Source organism: Corynebacterium epidermidicanis (assembly GCF_001021025.1).
GTDB lineage: Bacteria > Actinomycetota > Actinomycetes > Mycobacteriales > Mycobacteriaceae > Corynebacterium > Corynebacterium epidermidicanis.
In genome coordinates, this window is sequence record NZ_CP011541.1 from 2,563,127 (window position 1) to 2,586,810 (window position 23,684).

Sequence of the window (23,684 nt, forward strand, 5' to 3'; positions counted from 1 at the left end):
GGCACCCATGACAGATCCTGACAACTCCGGTGCCGAAGGCTACCGTTTCGATCCTGAGCTCGATACGGTGAGCGAGGAAGATCGCCACAAGCCCATGACAGACTTGGACTACATGGCGCACCCTCACCTGCGCGAACAACGCAATCGACGCTCCACCAAGCAGGCCGTGTGGTACACAGTTGCGGTGTGCGTGATCTCCATCCTGATTGGAGTCGCGGTCGCCATCACATCGAAAACCGTGGGCGGGCCGGTGTGCGACGCCGGGGCACGCACGCTCATCTGTTCCCGAAAGTACGAGATACTCTTCCCCGTCCTCACCGGCGGATTCTCGCTCCTCGGCGTCTTCGGCGCGATGTTCATCCTCTGGCGCAAATGGAAGAAGTATGACCGCTGGAAGCCGTGGTTCGGAGTGATCTGGTTCCTGATCCCGTGGGCGTTGACCTGGATAACCGGCTTCGGAACGATGGCTATCGTCGGGCAATAGGCGGGGGCTTGCTGGGGACTTTTCGAGGTCGTGGCGGCCAGAAATTGGGGGTGGCCAATAGGGCTCCTGAACAGGCCTCACTATAAACGGGGGGGAGTAATTTGCCTGCGTGTGCTAAAATGCGGGCGTGTTAGATTTCGAAAGTATTAACGAAAAGCTGGTCCAGATCCTTGCTGGGCAGAGCCAGCTACTTGGCCTGCTTTCAAAATCCCACGTTTCCGTGGAGCAACTCGATGAACTGCTACTACAGGTGCGCAAGATAGAACACCTTACCGAGTTAAGCACCGCGACAATCTTGAACCAGCTACGTCAAGAAAACGCATATAATCCGCAATCACGTTCGAGTACCAACAAACGGATCCATCAGGGTCGCTTCGCCCGGAGCCAACTACGCCAAGCCACAAAACTTGCCGAAGAACTCTTCCCCCAGCCGCCTACCGGTTCCTGTCCCGAACCCCGCCCCGCCCGCCTGCCACATACCGCAGCCGGCGTGCAAGCCGCCAAATTTGGTTTCGCCTCCGTCATTGAGGTTTCTCGTTGCCTCGACCAAGTACCAGTTGACACGCCCGAGGAAACCGTCGCGTGGGTGGAGGAACGGATGGCCGGGTTCGCCGAGATCCTCGCACCGGAAGACCTACGCAAAGCTGGACTGAAAATCCTGCAAGGACTCAACGCGGACTCCGAGCCAAGCGACAAGGAACGCCAACGCCAACGCAACCTTCGTTTGTCCGATCAGCAAGCCGACCTCATGTCTAATGTGAGCATCAAGGCCACGCCAGAACTAGATGCGCTTCTGCGGCGCCTGCTCGCTGACTATGCCGGCCCGGGGGACTTGACTTCGGGCGTCGATAAGCAGGATGACCCTCGCGCCGCCGGGCAGCGGGCTCACGACGCGTTGGTGGCAGCGCTGAAGCACGCGCTGCACCGCGAGGGTCCGATGCCGCCCACGCGAGGGTGTAGCACCGTGGTCGCGTCGATGTCGCTAGAGCAGCTCCACGTGGCAGCCGGTGTGGTACCCACCGATGTTGGCACGATGCTGCCGATCCGCGACCTCCTGCGCCTGGGGGCGGATCGCAATGCGTTCCTCGCAATTCTCGACCCTGACACCGGCAACCTCATCGAACTAGGCAAGACGAAACGGGCAGCCGATGTCTACGCCTACCTCGGATTGCTGGCTGCGCAGGGCGGGGACATGACCCCGGGTTCCGACCTTCCCGCAGCACGATGCGAAATCCACCACATTGAGGCATGGCGTTTCGGCGGGCAGACCGTCCCGAATAACCTAATGTTAGTCGGACACAAAGTCCACCGAAATATCGACAACACCAGGACAAATCGCAAAAAGTGGTGGACCTTCTGCACCATGAGCGGGCAGATGCTGTGGCGCCCGCCAGATATCATCGACCCCGAACGAAGACCCCAAGCAAACTTCAACCCCACCACCTGGTTCTCCCCCGGTCAACTCATGCGGTTCGGGCTGCACACCCCAGCGCCCGAACCACCATTCCAACGACCCCTATGTGTGCGATGCCAGCAAGCAGCTTAAGCCTGCGTCGCTACCCCCTGCGCAGCCACAACTTCCGCGCACTCCGGCTTGCCACACACCCGCTTCGCCGGGTTCGAAGCGCACTCCGGACACATCAACGTCAACTCACGACAGTCCAGGTTTCCGCAGTTCTCAAACTTATTCGTCGCCGTACCACAATGGACACAATGCCCCAACTGCACAAACCCCGGATCTTCTACTCCAGCGCCGAACTCCACATGCATGCGCTTATCAAACACATACAGCGACCCCTCCCACAGTCCATCATTGCCGAACTTCTCGCCATAGCGGACGATGCCACCGTCGATCTGGTAGACCTCCTTGAAACCGCGGTTCTTCATCAGCGCCGACAGAATCTCGCATCGAATGCCACCGGTGCAATAAGACACCACCGGCTTATCCTTCATCCAGTCGTACTTGCCAGACTCCAACTCGCGAATGAAGTCATGCGTGGTCTCCACATCCGGCACCACCGCCCCACGGAACTTACCGATCTGCGCCTCCATTGCGTTGCGACCGTCGAAGAACACCACGTCGTCGCCACGCTCCTCGACCAGCTTATTCACCTGCGCTGGCTTGAGATGCACGCCACCGCCCACGACACCGTTCTCATCGACCTTCAGCTCACCCGGCGCGCCAAACGCCACGATCTCGTCGCGAACCTTCACAGACAGGCGAGGGAAATCCTCGGCGCTACCCTCAGACCACTTGAACTCCATCTTGCCGAAGTACTCTTTAGTCTTCTTGATGTACTCCTTACACGCCTCCATATCGCCACCCACGGTGCCGTTGATACCGTGCTCAGAAATGAGGATACGGCCCCGGAGCTCGAGGCGTTCACACAGTTCACGCTGCCAAAGCATCACGGCCTTGGGGTCAGAAATGGGAAGGAACTTGTAGTACAAGAGGATCTTGGAAAGGCGCTGCATGCGCCCAAGTTTAATGCGCCACCGCCGGAGTACCTAAACAAGTTACGCAGGCCACAGGCGTCATCTTCTCTTCACTGCCCAACCGTGGCCCCAACAGGTACAACACATAGATCACAGTGGCAAACAACAGGCACGCCCACCGCCACAGCTTCTCGACGCGCACCCCCGTCGCCCAAACTAGCCACGCACCAAACAGCGCGCCGGTGGTGTTCCAGAGCAGGTCGTCGATATCCGTGACGCCCAAGGCAAACACGTACTGGCACACCTCAATGACAAGCGATGTTGCCAAGCCAAGCAGAGTCGCGTGCTTGATACTGCGCAGCAGCATAAAGGCCAGCATGCCCAGGGGCACGAACAGCACCATGTTGCCGACGATATTGAAAATCGGCCCGAACCAGGTGCTCGCACCCCAGATCTCCCGGAACGGCACAAGGTGCAGCTCACGGATGTGGTGACTATCCTTGCGCCACAAATGCCCAATGACGAAATAGCCCTTGAGCAGGGTGAGCAAGATGAGCACTGGCACGTAGTACACGACTGCGAGCACGTCACTTCTGGTAGCGTCCCGATAAGGTTCAGCGGTGTGTCTGCGCATAACCGCCAAGTCTAGGTGAATCGACAAGTTGTCTCTCAGGCAACGTATCCTCTACACCGTGGCATCTCCCGAAAACCTCCTGCTCTACCTCTCCCCCGACGACGAAAACGCCGTGCGTAAGGTCTTCACCGAGCTTGCCCGCCGCGGCTTTCCGACGCAGCACCAGACGCCACACATCACCCTAACCTTCTCCCCCGCCATGCAGCCGACAGTCGTACATCGGGCCGCTTCCTTGCTACGTGGGCTGGTCCCGGCGGAATTTCAGCGGGTGGGCACGGTGGTGTTTGGCACGAAGCGGAAGCAGACGGTCGCTTGGCTGCTCGAAACCACCAATGAACTGGAGGAAGCTGCCCGCGAACTGTCCGCACTCAACCCCGACGGCCGAGGCAATCGCTGGACCCCGCATCTCACCGTAGGCTTGCGTCTGCCACGTGAAATCGTGCCCGACTATGTGGCAGCCTTAGATGAGCTCGACGCCCCGCGCATCTTTCAAGCCGTGACCGCTGGATACTGGCGCCCCGACACACAAGAGCTGCGAGTTTTAGCAGGGCAACCGCGACCCCTAAACTAGCCCCATGCCCGAAGGCCACGTCATCCATCGTCTCGCCCGCGACCTCAACTCCGCGTTCACCCAGACAACACCGCAGGTCTCGTCGCCGCAGGGCCGGTTTGCCACCGAAGCAGCCCAGCTGGATCAGCAGACCTTCATAGGAGCCGACGCCCACGGCAAACACCTCTTCATCACGTTCGACCACCCGCTACAGATCCACATTCACTTAGGCCTGATCGGCAAGTTCCACCTCAGCGAGCCAAAAGATCCAACACCTACTACCCGGCTGCGTATCGCAAACGACCACACCACAGCCGACCTCATCGGCCCGCAATGGTGCCGACTCATCACGGAGGATGCCCGCGCCCACACCCTCGCAAAGCTCGGCGCGGACCCCTTGCGCGAAGATGCCGATCCGGAATGGGTGTGGACACGCGTACACCGCTCCAACCGCACCATCGGGTCCCTGCTCATGGACCAGAAGCTTTTCGCGGGCGTCGGCAATATTTACCGCGCGGAGCCCCTATTTCGCCTGGGTATCAGCCCGTTCCTGCCCGGCAAGCAGCTATCGCGCCCGCTTTTCGACGCCCTCTGGACGGATCTCACCGAGCTGATGGCCGACGGCGTGACGAAAGGCAGGATCGACACCATTCGACCAGAGCACACCCCGGAGGCGATGGGGCGCCCGCCGCGGAAAGACGACCACGGCGGGGAGGTCTACGTCTATCGACGCGCCGGCCAGCCCTGCCACGTGTGTGGCACCCCGATCGAGCACCAAGTGATGGAGGGGCGCAACCTGTTTTGGTGCCCGGGGTGTCAGCGCTAGAAATCTACCAGGTCAAGCTCCTCATGGCATTGCCGCGCTAGACGGTCCTGACCCCATAGCGAGTCTCGGAGCGCCTCCCCCAGCTGAGCCGTGGTCATGCCAATGTGAACTGGCGTATTGGATTCAAACACCAACCGGAAATTCTCCCCCAGCTCCTCGATGTACACCGCTGTATCCCGCCACTCGGAGTTCTTCTTATTGGCAAACTCCGTGAACTCACCGAGATGCTGTGGCTCAATCTCGTATTCGAACTCACTACGCATCTGCAGCCAGAGGCCCCCAGCAAACATCTTGCAGGCGTACTCCCGGTCCCCGTAGCGCCCAACGACGTTCACGCCATCACTTTCAATGTCCTCTACTTCCAGCGCAGTCAGCACGACCGGGAGGCGTTCCAACGTTACCGGGAGGATGAGATTCTGGTTCTCCTCATCAATCGAACTTAGAAACCCAGGCTCCGTCGCCGCCAATTCGGGAAACTCCGTCGCAGCATCTGAAGTTGCTCCGATGATGCCGTCGATAAGCCGTTTGACGTTTGCCGTCAGTTGGGAGTCCGACAGGCCACCCTTCAGAGACAATTTGGTGCGGAAGACCACATGGATACCGTCGTCGTGCTGCTGGTACGTCGCGATGGGCTGGAAGCTGCCCGCATGAAAATCCACCATCCAACGCTGGAAGTCGGCCAGCCGACGTTCCGGCAAGCGACCCCAGAGCCGAGCACTGACGAGCAAGCCTGGTTCAAACGGACCGTCCCAGGTGAAATGAATCACGAAGCCGGCAAAGTGTGCGTAGAAATCATTGGGGTCGTCATCGTCGACCCGGTACATAATTCCGATGTCCGTGAGTGCCCCCATCGCCCGAACCGCACTGACTGGGGTGACGATGTCACGACTATCAATGGGGTCAATGTCAAACAGTTCCATGTTGCATCCTCCTCGTATCTGCCAACCTGCCTCATCACCATATCCGGCGGGCTAGACATCTTCCCGAGGAAAATCGAACATTCCAGCTAAAAGGTGTCTACATTGTCGGAGTTTCCGTAGCACGCTCCACAACAGACGGTTCCGTGGTCGGCGCCTCCGCCGAGGTAGCCGTGGTTTCCTCCACTGGGTCATCCGTCTCAGTCGCCCGGACCCCGCGTGCCGACGACGGCAGGGATGTCGAAAGTGTTGGCGTTACCTCGCTGGTGAGAGTCGGAGCGCTCTCAGACGTCACCGGAGCCGGCTGCTGCGTCGGCACCACCGGCTGCACCGGGGCGGGCAGAGACGGTTCCGGCGGGGCCGTCACCGGCGACTTCGGTGCCAACCAGCCAGCATCCGAGCGTTCTCCGCCGGACAGCGTCATCGAGCCCAACAGCAGCAGCCCGAACAACGCGAGGAACAACACCGTCGTAGACGGACGCACTCGACCGCCCAACGTCCAAATCCCCTGGCCCCGGTGTGGCTTCGGGACATCATCATCCTCACGCTCCACGATCTCCTGCATCACCTGCGTCCGTGGCACATCCACATTCTCGGCCGCATTCGCCAAAGCTTCCGACTCCGCAGCGGAGGCCACATCAGACCCCGTCCCCACCAGTGCGGCCGCCGAAATCGGCCGGAATTCCTGCGTATCGAGCAGCTCAGACATCTTTTGCGTCACTGCCTCGGTGGCTAACGGCGAACTGCTGGCGCGTTTGCCGTAGTCTTCCCACCATTCATCAAGGACCGCCGCCCGGACTGCCCTTTCCACCAGCCACTGCTTGCCCGGGGCGACGTCGATAAGCAGGCGCATCGTGGCCGTCCACGGTAACCCCATCGCGGTAGGCGGAGTAACAGCAGTCGCGGCTTGGAAGGTGATGTCGCTGCGCACATGCTGCTTCAACTCTGGGTCGAGCAGGGCGTCCTCCGCAGCGGCCAACGTGCGCGCGTTGATTTCAGCTACCGACGACCCAGCGGTGATCGGCACCGGAATCGCGATCACCGCGCGCGCCCAGCGTGCCGATGCATTAACGCACATTCGCGCCTCACCATTAGGAACGGTGATTTCCTCACCGTTGATCGTGCGGATAGTGGTAGCGCGCAGGGTCATATCGACAACATCACCCTCCACCGTCGCCGCACTGCCATAAAACTTCACCCAGTCCCCCACGCCATACTGCTTCTCCGTGATGATGAAGAAGCCACCCAGCAGGTCACCGATGATCTTCTGCGAGCCAAAACCGACAGCGGCCGACACCACCGTTGCGGGGATCGCCGCAGCCGCCAGATTGATACCGAGGTTGCGCATCGCCGCGATGACCAACGCGGTGTAAGCCACAGCTTCTGCAATGTAGACCATCGCACCAGTGATCGCCTTGCGACCCTTCGCCGCCTCCGTCCCATCCTCCACAGTGCGGCTGGCCCCATCAATGATCCGGCGACCGACCCGTGGAATCAGGAAACCAACGATGACCAGCAGACCCAGGAAGATCCCATGGGTGATGATCCACTGCTTGATGAGCTCGAGAATGTAACCGATTGGCATGGTTCCAGGTTAGTTTGAGCGCCCGCGGATTGCCTTCGAGCTGGTACATATCTTGCGGTCGCTACCCATAAGCCCCCACAACCACACCCTGCTCCACTACGAAAGGCCGACACATCCCATTTTTGGTCGGCCCAACGATTGGCACCAAATCTGCTGGACACACGGCTGATCGGTCACCGTAACCCAATAGGTATTCGTCGAATGCCGGCAGTTCCAATCTCAATGCCAGTGCAGCCTCCAGTGCTTCCCATTCCACGCTGAGCTGCCACTCACCCATGCGATACTCGACGCCCGCCAGTTCCACTGCCACCGTGTTTCGGGCGAGTTTCGCCACCGTCTTCGCATCCCGAATTGTGAGCCCCGACCACCAAGCCAAATCCTTCACCGTCGCAGGCCCATGGGAATGGAAGTACCGCGTGCCGAGCTCCGCGAGCGCCTCCTCCCCTGCCAATTCACGCGCCACCACCGGCAGATTTTCGGTCAACATGAACACATCTTCGCTTCCCCGCCGCGGGCCTTGCACGATGTCGCCGAGTGATCCTAGCGAACGCAGGATATGTGGGCCCCTTTGTTGGGTAGGATCAACGCCCGCGGCGTCGAAAAGCGCGTAGGCCTCAGTGCGCGCCACCGGACCCTCGCGTAGGGCCTCGAACAGGGCTGACCGCGCGGCGTCAAACATCTGCTCGGTGAGCCCTAGTCCGGGCCTCCGCTTAGCTGCGGCTGCCTCGATGCGGGGGCTGCATAGCTGCATCATCCACCGCGCATCTTCGGCAGCTAAGAAATGGTGCGTTCCGCGCTGTGACCAGGTGCGTACGATCTGCCCTGCACGCACGAGCTCTTCAGTTTCAGCTTGGCTCGACAGCGATCGGCATGCAAGTGCTTGGAGTCCCGAATTATAGAGCTGGCCTTGCACGGCAAGCATGTGCTGGGCCACGGCCTGGCCATCAGCTAGCGCCCGGTCTGGCACTAAGGCCTGCGCAATAAGTCGGCGGGCGCGCAACTCGCGGAGTTGTTCGTCCTGCAGGTCAGTGGTGTGGATTGGGGAGGCTGGCATCGGAGGGCACCTTCTGTGTATCGGTTTGATGAAGCTTTAAGCCGCTAGATCTTCTCCAGCATATTTCAGTTTGATGGGCGATTATCCTGGAACGCGTGATGAACCTATCAATAAAAGCAGATCTAACGACACATCGAATCAACAAAGCGGTTCTGGCCGCACTGCTGACACTGGGGCTAGCCTCCTGCAGCACTTTATCGGCACTACCCAAAGACTCCGAGGGCGCACTCCATAGGGCACAGCATGAAGAGCTCCGCGTGGGCGTCACCGAGCATCTCCCCTACACCGATGTCCACGATGACGGCGCTGTCACCGGCAGCGAAGCCCAGCTCATCGACGGTTTCGCGCAGTCGATTGGCACGAAACCTCGTTGGGTTCCAGGTTCCGAGGAAGCTCTCGTAAAGCAGCTGGAAGACGGCGAAATCGATGTCATCATTGGCGGCCTCACCAAGAAGACCCAGTGGTCGAAGAAAGTAGCCCTCACCAGGCCCTACGACAAAGAAACTAAGACCGTCATGGCGGTGCCAATGGGTGAGAACGCCCTGCTTACGTCCCTCGAACGCTACCTGGCAGAAACCACAGGTGAGGTGCAATGAACAGTCTTCCCAAACAACGAGCCGAGGCGCTAAAGAAGGCCATCCGGTTGCAGTGGATCAGCATCGCAGTCGTGATCGTCACCGTCGCCATCGTGGGCGTCGTAGCGGGACAGTCCCAAGCCATGAAGGCCGCTTGGGTGGAAGACCTACTCGCCCTGGTACCTCCAATTGCCTTCCTGGTCGCAGCCCACGTCAGCAAGCGCCCACCCAGCGAGAAGTTCCCCTATGGTTTCCATCGAGCTGTCGGAATCGCCCACTTGGTTGCCGGTTTTACCCTGCTCGCGATGGGTGGGCTGCTCGCCTATGAGTCTGTCTCGGGTCTAGTCACACAGGAAAAGCCACCCATTGGCCTCACCGTCGTGGCAGGTCATGCCGTGTGGGCTGGGTGGCCAATGATCGTCGTCATGCTGTTGTCCATCGCACCGCCAATGATCCTGGGCCGCCTCAAGATGAAACTCGCCGAACAGCTGCACGACAAGGTTCTCTACGCCGACGCAGACATGAACAAAGCCGACTGGACCACCGGACTGGGCACTGCGATCGGCATCTTCGGCGTCGGTTTTGGCCTGTGGTGGATGGACGCTGCGGTGGCCACGCTCGTGTCGCTGTCCATCATCAAGGACGGTGTCACCAACGTGAAAGCCGCGGTTTCCGACCTCATGGACACCCGCGTCACCACCTTCGACGAAAAGGTGCCTGCCTTGCTCCACGAGGTCGACCGAAGAATTCAGGAACTCGACTGGGTCGCCGCCTCCAACACCCGCATCCGCGACCAGGGCCACGTCTTCCACTCCGAGACCTTTGTCGTGCCCCGATCGGAACCCACACTGCAGCAGCTTAACGACGCCCGTTCGATGCTCACCGACCTGGACTGGAAAATGCACGACGTAGTAATCGTGCCGGTACGCGCGCTGCCGGAGTACTGAGCGAGGTCTACCAGTGTTGGCGGCGGCGCCGTAGCACGCGTAGCAGATCTCGTTCGCGCCGAGCATCAAAAGCACACGCCCTTACTAGTTCCGCTCCCAAGTTTGCCGTCGCAGCCAGCGCCTGTGTGGCAACGTCGTTAGCAACCTTTTCAGCCAAACCGATGGATTCACAGTAAGCAAGAAAACGCTTCCGGCTCAGTCCTTCCCGATTCCCCATGACAGGCAAAGCCAATGTCATATCTCCATAAGGCACGGTAGACGGTAGATCGTAGGCGGGCGCAACCTCAAATCCACGACCGTAGTCCACCACCGAGATATTTTTGGCATGGATATCCCCGTTGCCACTCAACCAGCCAAACGCGAGTTGCAGGGCCAACGAACGCGCCGCTAACTTAGGGGTCGTCGTAACTGCTAGAACCCCGTGCGTGAGTTCTTCCCAGGACACTTCATATTTGTCCGCGGGATATCGTCCCAATAGCTGGCTAGCATCCTCTACCGGGTATTTCACCGTACCATTGCTGTCGAAACGCCTCACAACTAGTGCACGCATTCCACGCGAGTCTTCTATAACCTTGGCGTCCACGACATGCCCGCGTCCCCACTTCATTGATGCAAATGCCTTCAAGCACGAATATTCATTCTCCACCAAGCGCGGAAATTCCGGCGGGCTCACTTTCACAATTGTGCCCACGCCGATTGGCACCGCGATAGTACGCCCAGATGCTTTCTCCTGAATCCCCGCCAAACCATGTGCATCTGGATTACCGACTTCGGTAAATACATTGCGCAGATCAAGATTCGGCGCGTCGAGATCAATGTGCGCAGAATTATCCACATCAACCAACGAGGGTGGCACGGTGCCAGATGGCACTACCTGGATATTCCCCACCAAATTGGTACCAACCGCAAGCAGCAACGCAAGTTCATCATCCGCAGACGCCTTTATTGAACGGCGCAACACGCTTAAGCGACGGCCCTCGGGAAGCAGACCAGCAAAGAACGGAGGCAACGCACCCGCAAATGTGCGCACTGGATCTCGAGTCACAGGAAGTGTCGTGGCGACTGCCCGGCCCGGTCGTTCCAGGTAGTCCTCGGTGTAGGAAAACTCCACACCGGCCTCAACGCGCATGAGCGTCGCCGCCAGGCGTCCATCGACCCAAACGTCGCCATTCATCGCAGCGCCTCGGGGACGAACTGCACGATCTGCAACTCGAGCCCCAACACCGCGAGCACTTCCTGCAGCTTATCGAGCTGCACACTCGACTTCCCTGATTCGACTTCCCGCACAAACCGTTCCGAGACCTCCGCAAGGTCCGCAAGTTCGCTTTGCGTCAGGCGCAGCACTTTCCGACGCTCACGCACCGGTCCCGCCACTTCCAGCATGCTCACCCCACGTTCCTTTTCGGCACGTTCGTGCCGGTTAGGTCAAGTCTGGCACAGATTCAATATCAGAACAACCCTTTTCGGCACGTTCGTGCCGGTTTCGCCCGCGCTAGCCGAAATTTAGCTCCCCGCACCCAAAGACCGGCACGTTCGTGCCGAAACCCCGGCCACTGCTAAAAATCAAGAGCACCGGCCGGGGCACACAAGCTGCTACTTCCTAAACAGCGTCTTCTTCGCGAACTTCGGCTCGGACGTGACCAGCACGCCGAGGTTGCGGAAGATCCCTTCGTCCACGGATCCGAGAATCGTGGTGGTGTGGATGTCACACCCACGCAGATTTTGCAGCTGCTCCAGCGCGAGGCGCGCGTTGTCGTCGCTACCTGCCGAGACCGAGAGTGCGATCAACACTTCGTCGGTATGCAGGCGTGGGTTGCGGGAGCCCAGGTGCTTGGTCTTCAGCACCTGGATCGGCTCAATCGAGGCAGGTGAGAGCAGATGTACGTCGTCGGGGATCCCGGCTAGCAGCTTCAGTGCATTCAGCACCACCGCGGCGGAGCAACCAAGCAAAGGCGAGGTTTTTCCGACCACGATACGGCCATCTGCCAGCTCCAGTGCTGCGGCTGGCCCGCCCGTCTCCTCAGCAAGTGCGAGCGCAGGTGCCACGACAGCTCGCTCCGAAGTTTCGATGCCGAGGCGACCCATGATCATCGCTACGCGCTCGGAACCCACGGGATCAAGCTCGCCGCGCGCCTCGGTAACCAGCTCCTTGTAGTACCTGCGGATAATTTCCTGGCGGCCGGCTTCCCGGCACACCTCGTCGTCGGAAATGCAATGGCCCGCCATGTTCACGCCCATGTCAGTGGGCGATTGGTAAGGGGAGTGGCCCGAAAGCTTCTCCAGCAGCGTCTTGAGCAGTGGAAATACCTCGACGTCACGGTTGTAGTTGACGGTCGTCTCACCGTAGGCTGCGAGGTGGAAGGGGTCGATGACATTCTTGTCGTCAAGGTCCACGGTGGCGGCTTCATAAGCCTCATTGACGGGGTGATCCAGCGGAATATTCCAGATCGGGAAAGTCTCAAACTTGGCGTAGCCAGCCTGGATTCCGCGCTGGTGCTCGTGGTAAATCTGCGAAAGGCAGGTTGCCAGCTTGCCGGACCCAGGACCAGGGGCGGTGACAACCACCAGATCACGCGTGGTTTCCGCATATTCGTTGCGGCCGAGGCCATCCTCGGACACCACCAGGCGCGTGTTGGATGGGTAGCCCGGGATCGTGCGGTGGATCCACACCTTCAGGCCCAGGCGCTCGGCGCGCTGCTTGAACGCGGCGGCCTGCGCGTTGTCATCTTCGGTTTGCGTCATCACCACGTGTTCAACCAGGAAGCCCTGCTCGCGGAAGGCATCTACCAGGCGCAGCACGTCTTCCTCATAAGTGATGCCAAGGTCCGCGCGAACCTTTTGTCGCTGCAGATCCTTGGCATTGAGGCAGACAAGAATTTCCATCTCGTCTTTGAGCTGCTCCAGCATCACGATCTTGTTGTCGGGAGTAAAGCCGGGGAGAACTCGGGAGGCGTGCATGTCGTCGAAAAGCTTTCCGCCCATTTCGAGGTAGAGCTTGCCGCCGATCTGGTCGCGACGTTCTTTGATGTGGTGGGATTGCATCGCGATGTACTTCTCGCGGTCAAATCCAATCTTGTGTGCAGTCATGCTGCTGTGCGCCCCTTAATATCTACGGCATTAGGTACGCCCGTTGAGTCTATCAACTCCCGAGTGCACCTGACGGTCGTTTTATTCAGGGCCTGGCTTATCGACGCCTACCAGACGCCCGGCACGAGGACGCGACGATCACTCGGGTAGTCGGGGAATTTCTGCTGATACCAGCGCTGATTACTACGCGCACGGGGGACCAGATTCGCGCAGGTCCACAAGGCGAACGCGAGTCCGGAGAGGCTCCAGGTGAGGATCGCAAAGCCGATCCACTCAATGATTTCCCCCAGCAGGTTAGGGCTGGTCACCCAACGGAACGCGCCCCCGCGCGGGATGTGATAGCCCGTATCGCCAGGTTTGCGCAGGCGCAGCAGAATGTTATCGCTGTGCATGTTCAGCGCCATGCCACACCCAAATATAACCAGCCCAATCATAAACCGCGGATCGCTAAACCAACTCGAATCCCTATTCAGCGCCGTTAAATCACTGCCCAAAAAGAAGCCGTTGACCGAGTTAAACAGCACGGACATCAGCATGATCGACAGCGGCATGACCTTACCCTTGGTGCGCGTGCGCCAGGGGTAGATGAAGGATCGGTTGACATAGTGGCAGGTCAGTAGCGCGGCGAAGGTGATCGTCGGCAAGCTAAGCTCCACGCCACTAGCCCACACCACAGCGTAGAAGCTGACCAGCACCACGACTTCCATGAGCGTCCACGCCAGGCGGTTGGGCACCCCCGGCCCCCAACCAGAGCGCATTTGGCGGCCATAGGGGGCATCGATGAACCACAGCGCTGCGAGGGCAAACAGGGCAATGCCGATCCACGCGACGATGAACAGGTCTAAAGTCATTCGTCAATGTTAGGCTTTTTCCTGCTGACCTGCTCGCGAAAGGCCTCACCATGCGTTCACACTGGACCGCCTCTGACCTGCCAGATCTTCACGGGGAAACGTGGCTGATAACGGGTGCCACCCGAGGCCTCGGCCTCGCTACGGCACGCGCCGCCAGCGCCCGAGGCGCACACATCATCCTCGGAGTCCGCGACGCGGCTCGGGGTGCCGAAGTGGCCCGCGAGCTAGGCGACGCCACGGTAATCCCGCTCGATCTCTCGCAACTTTCGAGCGTGCGAGCGGCCACCGAGCACGTTCCGCGGGTCGACGTCCTCATCAACAACGCGGGCAGCACCACCAGCGTCCGCAGCGAAACTCCCGACGGTTTCGAATGGCACCTGGGCGTCAATCTTCTGGGTCCATTTCTTTTCACAAACCTGATAGCTGAGCAGGTACGACGCCGAGTAGTCATCGTTACCTCGGTCACGCACCACCGAGCCAAGTTCGATTTCGACGACCCTCACTTCACCAAACGCCCCTGGTCTCAAGCGCGGGCCTATAGCCAATCCAAGCTCGCAGATTTGTTGTGGGCGCACGCACTGCAGTCAAAAGCCAGCTTCGATGTTCAAACCTCGCACCCGGGCTGGTCCGATACCACTTTGGCCAACCCCGCGCGAAGTAGCTTTGGGCAAGGGGTGGTAAGCCAGGTGGCGCGTCGATTAGCTAACTCCTCCGAGCAAGGCGCCCTGACGACGCTTTTCGCGGCTACCCAAGACCTGCCGCCGGTAAGCCTGGTCGGCCCGTCCGGGCTGGGGGAGTTGCGGGGTTATCCTCGCCTCGTTAGGGCCTCGGAAAGCGCGAAAAACCCACAGCTCGCTGAGAGGCTGTGGGCGTTCGCTGAGGCTGCTACCAGCTAGTGCAAATTAGTGGAGGCTGCGGCCTTCGACTTCCTTTGGCACCAAAAGCACGGCAATCAGAGACAGCAACGACACTCCGGCGATGTAGACACCGATCGAGAGCGAAGATCCCGTCTTGTTGAGCAGCATCTGCGCGATCATCGGTGCGAACGCACCACCGAAGATGGAACCGATCGCGTAGGAGATGGATACGCCCGACAGTCGGATGTCAGCTGGGAACATCTCCGCGTACAGTGCGGACTGCGGACCATAGGTAGCCCCGAGCAGGATGCCGAGGATGAGAGCCGCGATTGCGAAGAGCACGATGCTCTTGGTGTCAATCAGCAGCCACATCGGCACAGCGTAGATAATCATCGCCACATAAGCCCAGGCGAAGGTCTTGCGCTTGCCGATCTTGTCTCCGAGCAGACCCGACCACAACGTGCCAATCAGCCAGGTGATCGAGCTGAGCAGTGACACGAACAGCACCTGGGACTTCGGCAAGTGCAGCACCTTCGTACCGTAGGAATTGAAGAAGGCGATCGCCAAGTAGCCCGCAGCGTTGCAGCCCGAGAAGATGAAAGCCGCGATGAAGACATCCTTGGTGTGCCGCTTGAACAGCACACTCAGTGGGGCAGAGGATTCTTTCTGCAGATTCTGCAGCTCGGCGAAAACCGGTGATTCCTCCACCATGCGGCGGATAAAGTAGCCGATGCCGATCATCACGATGGAAGACAGGAACGGGATACGCCAGCCCCACGCGTTGAACTGTTCATCGGTGGTCACGCGGGTAAGCACCAGCATGAAGGTGGTAGCCAGGAACATACCGGCCGGCACGCCTACCTGCGGGTACGACCCGAAGTAGGAACGACGGTTGACCGGGGCATGTTCCACCGCGAGCAGCGCAGCGCCACCCCATTCACCGCCAGCCGACAGCCCCTGAATAATGCGCAGCACCACCAAGAGCAGGGGCGCCGCGATTCCGATGGCTGCATAGTTCGGCAGCAGACCCATCGCGACAGTGGCACCACCCATACCGAACAGCGTCAGGACCAGCACAATTTTACGACCCAGGCGATCTCCCAAATGCCCCGCGATCACCGCGCCCAGCGGGCGAAACAGGAAGGAAATACCGATTGACGCCCACGACACGATCTGTGCAAGGGCAGGCGAGCTATTCGACGCCGGGTTGAAGTATTGCGCCGCGAAGATCAGCCCCGCTGCCTGCGCGTAAATGAAGAAGTCAAACCATTCGATGGTGGTACCCACCATCGATCCAGCCAAGACTCGTCGGTGTTCCGCGGTCAGTGGTGTTGGCTCGTAATTGGTTTGCGTAGATGTAGCAGTAGTCATGGGTGTTACTTTCTCTTTAAGTGAGTTAAGGAAAGTCGGCGGCCGCCACTGGCTGGGACGACCGCCGCGAAAGCAGAGGGTACGAGGGGGAGGCAATTAGTCCTTCGGACGGTTGTCCACGAGGCGCTTTGCTTTGCCTTCGCCGGTGTCCACATGGTCTAGGACTTCGACGCCCACGGTGATGCCGATCCGGTTCTTGATCTGCTTTTGCAGGTGACGGCCGGCATCGTCTTGCACATCCTTGGCGAAGTCTGGGTTACCTTCCACCAGGATGGTCAGGGTGTCCATGCGTCCCTTGCGGTCGAGGACGCACTGGTACTTGGTCTTCAACGCATCTTCTTCGACGATGAGTTCCTCGAATTGAGACGGGAAGCAGTTGACGCCACGGAGGATGATCATGTCGTCGTTACGCGCGCTGATGCGGGCCAGCCGTCGCATCGAGCGCGCGGTGCCAGGCAGGAGGCGGGTGAGGTCATGCGTGCGGTAGCGGATGACCGGGAAAGCTTCCTTGGTCAGCGGAGTGATGACCAGCTCGCCGAGCTCGCCGTCCGGCACCGGCTGCAGGGTTTCCGGGTCCACGATCTCTGGGTAGAAGTGGTCTTCCCAGATCGTGAGGCCGTCCTTGGTCTCCACGCATTCCTGCGCGACACCCGGCCCCATGACCTCGGAAAGTCCGTAGATGTCGGTCGCATCGATGCCCAGTCCCGTCTCGAGTTCGCGGCGCATACCCTCGCTCCACGGCTCGGCACCGAAGATGCCCACGCGTAGCGACGTCTCCGCTGGATCCATGCCTTCCTGACGCATACGATCAACCACGTTGAGCATGTACGACGGCGTCGCCATGATCGCGTCCGGCTTGAAGTCCCTAATGATCTGCACCTGGCGTTCGGTCATGCCACCCGAGGTAGGGATCGCCGTCGCGCCCAGCTTCTCGACGCCATAGTGCGCCCCCAACCCGCCGGTAAACAGCCCGTAGCCGAACGCTACCTGCACCTTGTCGCCCGGGCGGACGCCACCGGCACGCAAAGAACGCGCAACCAGGTCAGCCCAGGTCTCAATGTCCTTGCGGGTGTAGCCGACCACGGTGGGCAGCCCGGTGGTTCCGGAGGACGCGTGAATGCGGGCAATCTGGTGATCGCCTACTGCGAACATGCCGAATGGGTACTCGGCACGCAGGTCCTTCTTCTCGGTGAACGGGAACTTAGCGAGGTCGCTGAGCTCCTTAAAATCGTCCGGATGCACGCCCATTTCGTCGAACACGCGACGGTAGTGTGGCACGTTGTAATAAGCATGTCGCAGCGTGTTTTTTGCGCGCGCAGTCTGTAGCGCGGTGATCTCGTCGCGACTCGCGAACTCAATTCCGGTCTCCGGACCGTGATGGGAAGAAGTGATGTCGTAAGCGGAAGTCACAGGTAGTGCCCAACTTTCTACTATCGTCGGCCAATTACCGACCAATCGGTCAGCTAATGTGTGACTCACACTACACGAACGAAGGTGACCTGCGCCACCCTTTTAACAAAGGTTTGCCAAAATTTTGCATCAAACCATTACAAAACGGACACAAACACAGCTTTCTCTAGACGCAAAACCGCAGTACAGCTAGCATTAGGCACATGAAAGCCAACATTTTTATTGCATTAGCCCTAGGGTTCCTGGCAGTGGTCGCGATTGCCTACGGCTTCATGTACGACTGGAAACTACTTATCCCAGCCGTAATATTCGGGCTTGTCTCCGTGATTTTCTACTCCGGATGGGGAAATCGCCGCTAGCACGGAGCACTGGGCGTCGAGCTAGAGCTCCAGCCCCAAAAACACCATCGTCTCTACGATATCGGCCACATCTTCCGGCTCCAACGAACCAGCAGGGGAGTACCACTCAACCAGCGAGTTGACCATGCCAAGCAGCAGACGACCAGCTACCCCAGGCACGACATCCGCATCGATCGCCCCCTCTTTCTGCGCAGCTTCCACTAGGCCAACCACGTAACCAGTAAAGGCACGACGCCGAGCCATCGCCGCCGTCTCCACCTCGGAGTTTCCTCGCAATCGCAACAGCAACGTCACATACTCCGGCTCCCGACACAGCGCCAAGGTAGTTCCACGAACCAGGAACCGAAGTCGAGCCACCGCAGGACCTTGCGTGCGATCACATTCGGCAACGAGGTCGTCGAGAAGCTTGAGGGCCCGGTCAGTGGCTTCCTTCAGCAGCTCCTCTTTAGAGGAAATGTGATGGTAGATCGCAGATTTCGAGAGGCCAAGCACCTTCGCTAGCTCGCCCATGCTGGTGGCTTCGTAGCCTCGCGCGTTGAATTCCTGAACTGCGATGCGCGTGACGTCTTCGCGACTGTATCCCGGGCGGCCCTGCTTCGTTTGAGTCTCCACGATTCATTATGTTAGTCAAACTTAACACTCGGTCAGTAATTTCCCATTATGGTTAGGCGCATGACCACTTCTATCCTCGCCCCTGGGGTCGCAAGCGGCCCAGAATTCGACCACGTACGCGCTATGTTCTCCAACGATCCAGCCACCGAGACACTGGGCGCAACCATCACACACATCGCAGTAGGGGAGTGCGACGGCCACTTCACCGTACAACCCGAACAATGCAACGGTCACGGCACGGTCCAGGGCGGCATCCTGTTTACCTTCGCCGACTCCCTCTTCGCCGGCGCTTGCAACGCCGCAGGTCAGACGGCCGTTGCTGTGCACAACTCGATCCACTACATCGCGCCCGCTTTCCAGGGCCAGCGTATCGACGGCGTGGCGCGCACCGTACAGTCGTGGGGTCGCAACGGCTTCGTCGACGTGAGCTTGACCTGCGACGGCAAGCCGATCGCCGAGTTTCGTGGCACATTTCGGGTGCTTCCTGGGAAGCCGGAGCAGCGCTAAAGCACCAGATTAAGTAACCCCCGTCACAAAATAACTTGACCCACGTCACACTCTCCACATATACTGACCGAACGATCAGTAATTAACCGAGGAGGGCCCACGTGACCACCCCAGAACTCAGCCAAGAACAACAGCACTTCGACCAGCTCATCGCCGATGATTCCCGTGTCGAGCCAACCGACTGGATGCCGGAAGGCTACCGCAAGACGCTGACCCGCCAGATCTCGCAGCATGCCCACTCCGAAATCATCGGCATGCAGCCGGAAGCGAACTGGATCACCCGCGCGCCGAGCCTGAAGCGCAAGGCAATCCTCATGGCGAAAGTCCAGGATGAAGCTGGTCACGGACTCTACCTGTACTCCGCAGCCGAGACGCTGGGTACTGACCGCGACACGCTCGTCGACCAGCTCCTCGAAGGCAAGGCCAAGTACTCGTCCATCTTCAACTACCCGGCGCGCACCTGGGCAGATGTCGGCGCGATCGGCTGGCTCGTCGATGGTGCCGCGATCTGCAACCAGGTGCCGCTTTGCCGCTGCTCCTACGGCCCCTACGGCCGGGCGATGGTGCGCGTCTGTAAGGAAGAATCCTTCCACCAGCGTCAAGGCTGGGAAATCCTCTATGAACTGGCCAACGGCACCCCGGCCCAGAAGCAGATGGCGCAGGAGGCGATCAACCGCTTCTACGGCCCGGCCCTGCAGATGTTCGGCCCACCTGACGATGACTCGCCAAACTCCCAGCAGTCCATGGCCTGGAACATCAAGCGCTTCTCCAACGATGAGCTGCGCCAGCGCTTCGTGGACATGATCGTCCCACAGGCCGAGGCCCTGGGCCTGCACTTCGAGGACCCGGACCTCAAGTGGAACGAGGAGCGTGGCCACTACGACTTCGGCGCGCTGGACTGGGATGAGTTCTTCGGTGTCATCAAGGGCGATGGTCCGTGCAACGAGCAGCGGGCCCAGCGGCGTCGACAAGCCTTCGAGGACGGTGCGTGGGTGCGCGAGGCCGCAGCCGCTTACGCAGAAAAGTACGAATCCGCAGACACCAGCCTGATCGCTTAAGGAGCAACCCATGTCCAACAACTGGCCACTCTGGGAAGTTTTTGTCCGCACGAACCGCGGCCTCTCCCACGTCCACGCAGGATCTTTGCACGCACCCGACGCCACGATGGCGCTGCGCAACGCGCGCGACCTGTACACCCGTCGCAACGAAGGCACCTCAGTCTGGGTCGTCCCTGCCGAGGCAATCACTGCGTCCGACCCTGATTCTAAGGGCGGCTTCTTTGAGTCCGCACAGGGCAAGAGCTTCCGCCACGCCACCTACTACACCAAGTCCGAAGGGGTGAAGCACCTGTGAGCATCACGACGACCGACTCCGCCACTCGCCAGTCCATGGGCGAGGCCATCACTGCCGAGGACATCCAAAACTCCGGGGTGAAAGCGCCCGAAAAGGTCGCGGAATACGCCCTCATGCTTGGTGACGACGCCCTGATCCTCGCCCAGCGCCTGGGCTGGTGGGTCTCCCGGGCCCCCGAGATGGAAGAAGACATCGCGCTGGCCAACATCGGCCTGGACCTCCTCGGACACGCCCGCTTCCTGCTTTCCTACGCGGGCACCGCCTGGGACAAGACCGAGGACGACCTCGCGTACTTCCGTGACGAGGAAGAGTTCCGCTCCTGCCGCCTCGTGGAGCAGGAAAACGGCGACTTCGCGCACACCATCGCTCGCCAGCTGCTGTTCTCCTACTATGCGCACGGCCTCTACACGGTGCTGCTGTCCTCCACCGATGAAACGCTCAAGGCCATCGCAGCGAAGGCGATCAAGGAAGTTGACTACCATGTCGACCACTCCTCCCAGTGGCTGCTGCGTCTGGGCCTCGGTACCGAAGAGTCGAAAACCCGCATGCAAAAGGGCCTCGACCACATGTGGCCTTACCTGGCCGAACTCTTCGAGGACTTGCCAATTCACGAAGAGCTGGAAGGCATCGCGGTGAAGCCATCCACGCTCAAGGCGGAGTTCGACGAGCGGATCGCCTGGATCATCGACAAGGCCGGCCTGGAGATCCCGCAGACCAAACAGGCCCGCTCCGGCCAACGCACCGGAATGTTCTCCGAGCAACGCGGATACATCCTCGCCGAGATGCAGGTGCTGGCGCGCCAGCACCCAGGCGCTACCTGGTAAGCGGGGGCTAGCATGCACGAGCTCAGGCCCACCGGCGAGCGGGAAGCCCAGCTGTGGGACGCTGCCGCCACCGTGCCGGACCCCGAGATCCCTGTCATTTCCATCGCGGACCTGGGCATTCTCCGCGGGGTCCGCTGGGAAGGGGAGCAGCCGATCATAACCATCACGCCCACCTATTCCGGCTGCCCCGCGATGGACACCATCGCAGCCGACGTGAAAGATGCCGTCGAAGCAGCCGGGTTCCCCCGCCCCAGCATTGACCTCGTGCTACACCCGGCGTGGAGCACAGATTGGATGACCGAAGAAGGCAAACAGCAGCTGCAGGATTATGGCATTGCGCCACCGCAGCGTCGAGAAGCAAGCAGTGGCCCGATCCCGCTCACGCTGTCCGCACCGGTGGCGTGCCCCCGCTGCGGGTCCCGCAACACCCAAAAACTCAGCCATTTCGGCTCAACGTCCTGCAAAGCGCTGTACAGCTGCCGCGACTGCCACGAACCGTTCGACTACTTTAAGGTGCACTAATGAACCAGAAGGTGAAATTTAACCCCCTACGGGTCAGCGAGATTCGTCGTCTCACCCCGGATTCCGTCGAGGTTTCCTTTGAAGTTCCCACCGACCTCGCCGACGACTACAACTACATCCCCGGCCAGTACGTCGCGCTGCGTCGCGAAATCGACGGCCAAGAGGTGCGCCGCTCCTACTCAATCTGCGCCACCCCGCAGCGCTTATCGACGGGCGCGTCGGTGATCAAGGTAGGCATCAAGAAGAATCTCGGCGGCGTGTTTTCTACCTGGGCCAACGACGCGCTCCAGGTGGGCGACACCATAGACGTGATGAACCCGCAGGGAGCGTTCACCTCCCGCACGCACGTGACGTTTTTGAATGATCCTGCTGCAGCTGGCGAAGGCAAGAAGCACCTGGTGGCAGTGGCAGCCGGTTCCGGCATCACGCCAATCATGGCGATCGCCTCCGCGTTCCTCGCCTCGGCTGAGGACCACACTTTCGAGCTGATTTACGCCAACAAGGGCGCGGGCGATGTCATGTTCGCCGAGGAAATCGGTGATTTGAAAGACAAGTACCCGGCCCGGTTTGCCGTACACCACGTGCTGTCCCGCGAAAACCGAGTAAACCCGCTGTTCACCGGCCGTATCGACGGGGAGCGCCTGGAGCAGCTGCTGGACAACGTCCTGGGCCAAGACGCCGACGAGTGGTTCCTCTGTGGCCCATTTGAGCTGGTGCAGCTCTGCCGTGACGCCCTCGCTGAGCGCGGGGTTCCCGAGGACCGCGTGCGCTTCGAACTCTTCGCCACCGGTAAGCCAGCCGATGCCCCAGGTGGCCAGCAGGGCCGTGCCGTGGAGATTCGCGAGGGCGAAGACGTGTACAAGATTAAGTTCACCCTCGACGGACTCACCGGCGAAGTCGATTCCCCAGTCTCCGCGCACGAAACCGTGCTGAACGCAGCGCTGCGCAAGCGTTCCGACGTCCCGTTCGCCTGCGCTGGCGGCGTGTGTGGTACCTGCCGCGCCCGCGTTGTAGAGGGCGAATACGAGATGGACGAAAACTACGCGCTGGAGCCCGACGAAGTGGAACGCGGCTACGTCCTGACCTGCCAAACCCGCCCAACTTCGCCGTGCCTGACGGTGGACTTCGATTCTTAAAGGGGGAGGAGAAGCTGTGATTGATTTGCACATTGCAGACGGTGTCGCCGAGGTTGTCCTCAACAACCCCAAGGCGATGAATGCCGTGGACGAGGCAGCCCTAGCGGCGCTCGCCTCGGCATATCGCGAGGCAGCGGATGCGGGCGTACGTGCCCTGCTGCTGCGCGGTGAAGGACGTGGGTTCTGCGCCGGGCGCAACATCGCCGGGTTGGACCCGCGCGACGACGACGCCTATGACTACCTGGCCAACAAGGTCACTCCGGTACTGCGCCAGATGGCCGCTTTTGAGGCGCCGACCTTCGCCGCCGTGCACGGAGCCTGCCTGGGCGTGGGCCTGGGTCTCGCGATCGCCACGGACATCGTCTACGTCTCCGAAGATGCCAAGATCGGCTCGCCATTCGCCAATTTGGGTGCCACGCTCGACTCCGGCGGACACGCCCTGTTCGTGGAGCGTCTGGGGGCGCACCGCGCGATGGACCTGATCGTCACTGGCGAGCTCATGTCCGGGGCGGAGGCTGTGCAGGCGGGCCTGTTCTCCCGCGCGGTTCCAGCCGATGAGCTGCTGGATTTCACCCGCGCTCGTGCTGAACGGGCGGCCAGCGGCGCGACCCTGGCCTTCTTGAAGTCGAAGCAGCTGGTCCAGCAGATTCGCGACGAACGCGTGGGCCTGTGGGAATCCGTCGAGGCCGAGAACAAGGCACAAGGCGAGCTTTGCAGCTCAGAGGACTATTTCGAGGGCTTTGCTGCCTTCCAGGACAAGCGCCGACCAGAATTCAAGGGGAAGTAA

27 protein-coding genes are annotated in these 23,684 nt (G+C 60.3%); 15 read left to right on the top strand and 12 right to left on the bottom strand.

What is annotated here, in order from left to right; translation table 11 throughout:
- Positions 1-7: 7 nt before the first annotated feature.
- Positions 8-484 carry a hypothetical protein gene (locus CEPID_RS11720; protein ID WP_047241113.1) on the top strand — a complete coding sequence of 159 codons (477 nt, stop codon included), beginning with the start codon at positions 8-10 and terminating at the stop codon, positions 482-484.
- A 127-nt stretch (positions 485-611) separates the two neighbouring features.
- Positions 612-2,030 (top strand): DUF222 domain-containing protein, encoded by a 1,419-nt coding sequence (locus tag CEPID_RS11725; protein ID WP_047241114.1) that lies wholly within the window; start codon positions 612-614, stop codon positions 2,028-2,030.
- Here the strand turns inward: CEPID_RS11725 and trhO are convergent.
- Positions 2,027-2,959, bottom strand: a complete 933-nt coding sequence (trhO, locus tag CEPID_RS11730) for an oxygen-dependent tRNA uridine(34) hydroxylase TrhO (RefSeq protein WP_047241115.1) — start codon at positions 2,957-2,959, stop codon at positions 2,027-2,029. The genes CEPID_RS11725 and trhO overlap by 4 nt on opposite strands.
- Positions 2,960-2,969: 10 nt before the next feature.
- A complete protein-coding gene (locus tag CEPID_RS11735) occupies positions 2,970-3,554 on the bottom strand; it encodes a VanZ family protein (protein ID WP_047241558.1) in 585 nt (194 codons plus the stop codon).
- 58 nt (positions 3,555-3,612) lie between these two features.
- Here CEPID_RS11735 and CEPID_RS11740 point away from each other — a divergent pair, with 58 nt between their 5' ends.
- Both CEPID_RS11740 and CEPID_RS11745 read left to right on the top strand, forming a co-directional pair.
- Positions 3,613-4,125 (top strand): 2'-5' RNA ligase family protein, encoded by a 513-nt coding sequence (locus CEPID_RS11740; RefSeq protein WP_047241559.1) that lies wholly within the window; start codon positions 3,613-3,615, stop codon positions 4,123-4,125.
- Between the two features lie 4 nt (positions 4,126-4,129).
- Complete coding sequence (locus CEPID_RS11745) at positions 4,130-4,930, top strand: Fpg/Nei family DNA glycosylase (RefSeq protein WP_047241116.1); 801 nt, start codon at positions 4,130-4,132, stop codon at positions 4,928-4,930.
- Here the strand turns inward: CEPID_RS11745 and CEPID_RS11750 are convergent.
- The 3 genes from CEPID_RS11750 to CEPID_RS11760 form a co-directional block, all read right to left on the bottom strand.
- A complete protein-coding gene (locus CEPID_RS11750; protein WP_047241117.1) occupies positions 4,927-5,850 on the bottom strand; it encodes a YbjN domain-containing protein in 924 nt (307 codons plus the stop codon). The genes CEPID_RS11745 and CEPID_RS11750 overlap by 4 nt on opposite strands.
- Positions 5,851-5,947: 97 nt before the next feature.
- Positions 5,948-7,432 (bottom strand): mechanosensitive ion channel family protein, encoded by a 1,485-nt coding sequence (locus CEPID_RS11755; protein WP_047241118.1) that lies wholly within the window; start codon positions 7,430-7,432, stop codon positions 5,948-5,950.
- Positions 7,433-7,493: 61 nt separating this feature from the next.
- Positions 7,494-8,486: a winged helix DNA-binding domain-containing protein gene (locus CEPID_RS11760; protein ID WP_052843565.1), complete on the bottom strand. Its 993-nt coding sequence runs from the start codon at positions 8,484-8,486 to the stop codon at positions 7,494-7,496.
- Positions 8,487-8,584: 98 nt separating this feature from the next.
- On the opposite strand from CEPID_RS11760, the gene CEPID_RS11765 reads away from it, so the two are divergent.
- Positions 8,585-9,082 carry a substrate-binding periplasmic protein gene (locus CEPID_RS11765; RefSeq protein WP_047241119.1) on the top strand — a complete coding sequence of 166 codons (498 nt, stop codon included), beginning with the start codon at positions 8,585-8,587 and terminating at the stop codon, positions 9,080-9,082.
- A complete protein-coding gene (locus CEPID_RS11770; protein WP_047241120.1) occupies positions 9,079-10,008 on the top strand; it encodes a cation diffusion facilitator family transporter in 930 nt (309 codons plus the stop codon). Before CEPID_RS11765 ends, CEPID_RS11770 begins: the two co-directional genes overlap by 4 nt.
- Positions 10,009-10,015: 7 nt before the next feature.
- On the opposite strand, the gene CEPID_RS11775 is transcribed toward CEPID_RS11770, so the two are convergent.
- The 4 genes from CEPID_RS11775 to CEPID_RS11790 all read right to left on the bottom strand — a co-directional run bounded on the left by CEPID_RS11775 (position 10,016) and on the right by CEPID_RS11790 (position 13,946).
- Positions 10,016-11,182 (bottom strand): type II toxin-antitoxin system HipA family toxin, encoded by a 1,167-nt coding sequence (locus tag CEPID_RS11775; RefSeq protein ID WP_083984469.1) that lies wholly within the window; start codon positions 11,180-11,182, stop codon positions 10,016-10,018.
- Positions 11,179-11,391: a type II toxin-antitoxin system Y4mF family antitoxin gene (locus CEPID_RS11780; RefSeq protein WP_047241121.1), complete on the bottom strand. Its 213-nt coding sequence runs from the start codon at positions 11,389-11,391 to the stop codon at positions 11,179-11,181. Before CEPID_RS11780 ends, CEPID_RS11775 begins: the two co-directional genes overlap by 4 nt.
- A gap of 210 nt (positions 11,392-11,601) precedes the next feature.
- A complete protein-coding gene (locus CEPID_RS11785) occupies positions 11,602-13,095 on the bottom strand; it encodes a DUF1846 domain-containing protein (RefSeq protein WP_047241122.1) in 1,494 nt (497 codons plus the stop codon).
- Positions 13,096-13,202: 107 nt separating this feature from the next.
- Positions 13,203-13,946, bottom strand: a complete 744-nt coding sequence (locus tag CEPID_RS11790) for a DUF1295 domain-containing protein (protein WP_047241123.1) — start codon at positions 13,944-13,946, stop codon at positions 13,203-13,205.
- Between the two features lie 50 nt (positions 13,947-13,996).
- On the opposite strand from CEPID_RS11790, the gene CEPID_RS11795 reads away from it, so the two are divergent.
- Complete coding sequence (locus tag CEPID_RS11795; RefSeq protein WP_047241124.1) at positions 13,997-14,842, top strand: SDR family NAD(P)-dependent oxidoreductase; 846 nt, start codon at positions 13,997-13,999, stop codon at positions 14,840-14,842.
- 6 nt (positions 14,843-14,848) lie between these two features.
- Here the strand turns inward: CEPID_RS11795 and CEPID_RS11800 are convergent, their stop codons facing one another.
- Positions 14,849-16,174: an MFS transporter gene (locus CEPID_RS11800; protein ID WP_047241125.1), complete on the bottom strand. Its 1,326-nt coding sequence runs from the start codon at positions 16,172-16,174 to the stop codon at positions 14,849-14,851.
- Positions 16,175-16,270: 96 nt separating this feature from the next.
- Positions 16,271-17,584, bottom strand: coding sequence for an AMP-binding protein (locus CEPID_RS11805; RefSeq protein WP_047241126.1), 1,314 nt, complete (start codon positions 17,582-17,584; stop codon positions 16,271-16,273).
- Positions 17,585-17,787: 203 nt separating this feature from the next.
- Here CEPID_RS11805 and CEPID_RS13380 point away from each other — a divergent pair, with 203 nt between their 5' ends.
- The gene (locus tag CEPID_RS13380; RefSeq protein ID WP_158408053.1) at positions 17,788-17,943 is read left to right on the top strand and encodes a hypothetical protein; all 156 of its coding nucleotides are present in this window, start codon (positions 17,788-17,790) and stop codon (positions 17,941-17,943) included.
- 21 nt (positions 17,944-17,964) lie between these two features.
- Here the strand turns inward: CEPID_RS13380 and CEPID_RS11810 are convergent, their stop codons facing one another.
- Positions 17,965-18,555 (bottom strand): TetR/AcrR family transcriptional regulator, encoded by a 591-nt coding sequence (locus CEPID_RS11810; RefSeq protein WP_236684245.1) that lies wholly within the window; start codon positions 18,553-18,555, stop codon positions 17,965-17,967.
- 60 nt (positions 18,556-18,615) lie between these two features.
- Here CEPID_RS11810 and CEPID_RS11815 point away from each other — a divergent pair, with 60 nt between their 5' ends.
- The 7 genes from CEPID_RS11815 to CEPID_RS11845 all read left to right on the top strand — a co-directional run bounded on the left by CEPID_RS11815 (position 18,616) and on the right by CEPID_RS11845 (position 23,684).
- Positions 18,616-19,062: a hotdog fold thioesterase gene (locus tag CEPID_RS11815; protein WP_236684246.1), complete on the top strand. Its 447-nt coding sequence runs from the start codon at positions 18,616-18,618 to the stop codon at positions 19,060-19,062.
- A 101-nt stretch (positions 19,063-19,163) separates the two neighbouring features.
- Positions 19,164-20,120: a 1,2-phenylacetyl-CoA epoxidase subunit PaaA gene (gene paaA, locus CEPID_RS11820; protein ID WP_047241129.1), complete on the top strand. Its 957-nt coding sequence runs from the start codon at positions 19,164-19,166 to the stop codon at positions 20,118-20,120.
- A gap of 10 nt (positions 20,121-20,130) precedes the next feature.
- Complete coding sequence (paaB, locus tag CEPID_RS11825) at positions 20,131-20,415, top strand: 1,2-phenylacetyl-CoA epoxidase subunit PaaB (RefSeq protein ID WP_047241130.1); 285 nt, start codon at positions 20,131-20,133, stop codon at positions 20,413-20,415.
- Positions 20,412-21,239 (top strand): 1,2-phenylacetyl-CoA epoxidase subunit PaaC, encoded by an 828-nt coding sequence (gene paaC / locus CEPID_RS11830; RefSeq protein ID WP_201775203.1) that lies wholly within the window; start codon positions 20,412-20,414, stop codon positions 21,237-21,239. Before paaB ends, paaC begins: the two co-directional genes overlap by 4 nt.
- 12 nt (positions 21,240-21,251) lie before the next feature.
- Positions 21,252-21,761 carry a 1,2-phenylacetyl-CoA epoxidase subunit PaaD gene (paaD, locus tag CEPID_RS11835; RefSeq protein WP_047241131.1) on the top strand — a complete coding sequence of 170 codons (510 nt, stop codon included), beginning with the start codon at positions 21,252-21,254 and terminating at the stop codon, positions 21,759-21,761.
- The gene (paaE, locus tag CEPID_RS11840) at positions 21,761-22,897 is read left to right on the top strand and encodes a 1,2-phenylacetyl-CoA epoxidase subunit PaaE (RefSeq protein WP_047241132.1); all 1,137 of its coding nucleotides are present in this window, start codon (positions 21,761-21,763) and stop codon (positions 22,895-22,897) included. Before paaD ends, paaE begins: the two co-directional genes overlap by 1 nt.
- A gap of 16 nt (positions 22,898-22,913) precedes the next feature.
- A complete protein-coding gene (locus CEPID_RS11845; RefSeq protein ID WP_047241133.1) occupies positions 22,914-23,684 on the top strand; it encodes an enoyl-CoA hydratase/isomerase family protein in 771 nt (256 codons plus the stop codon).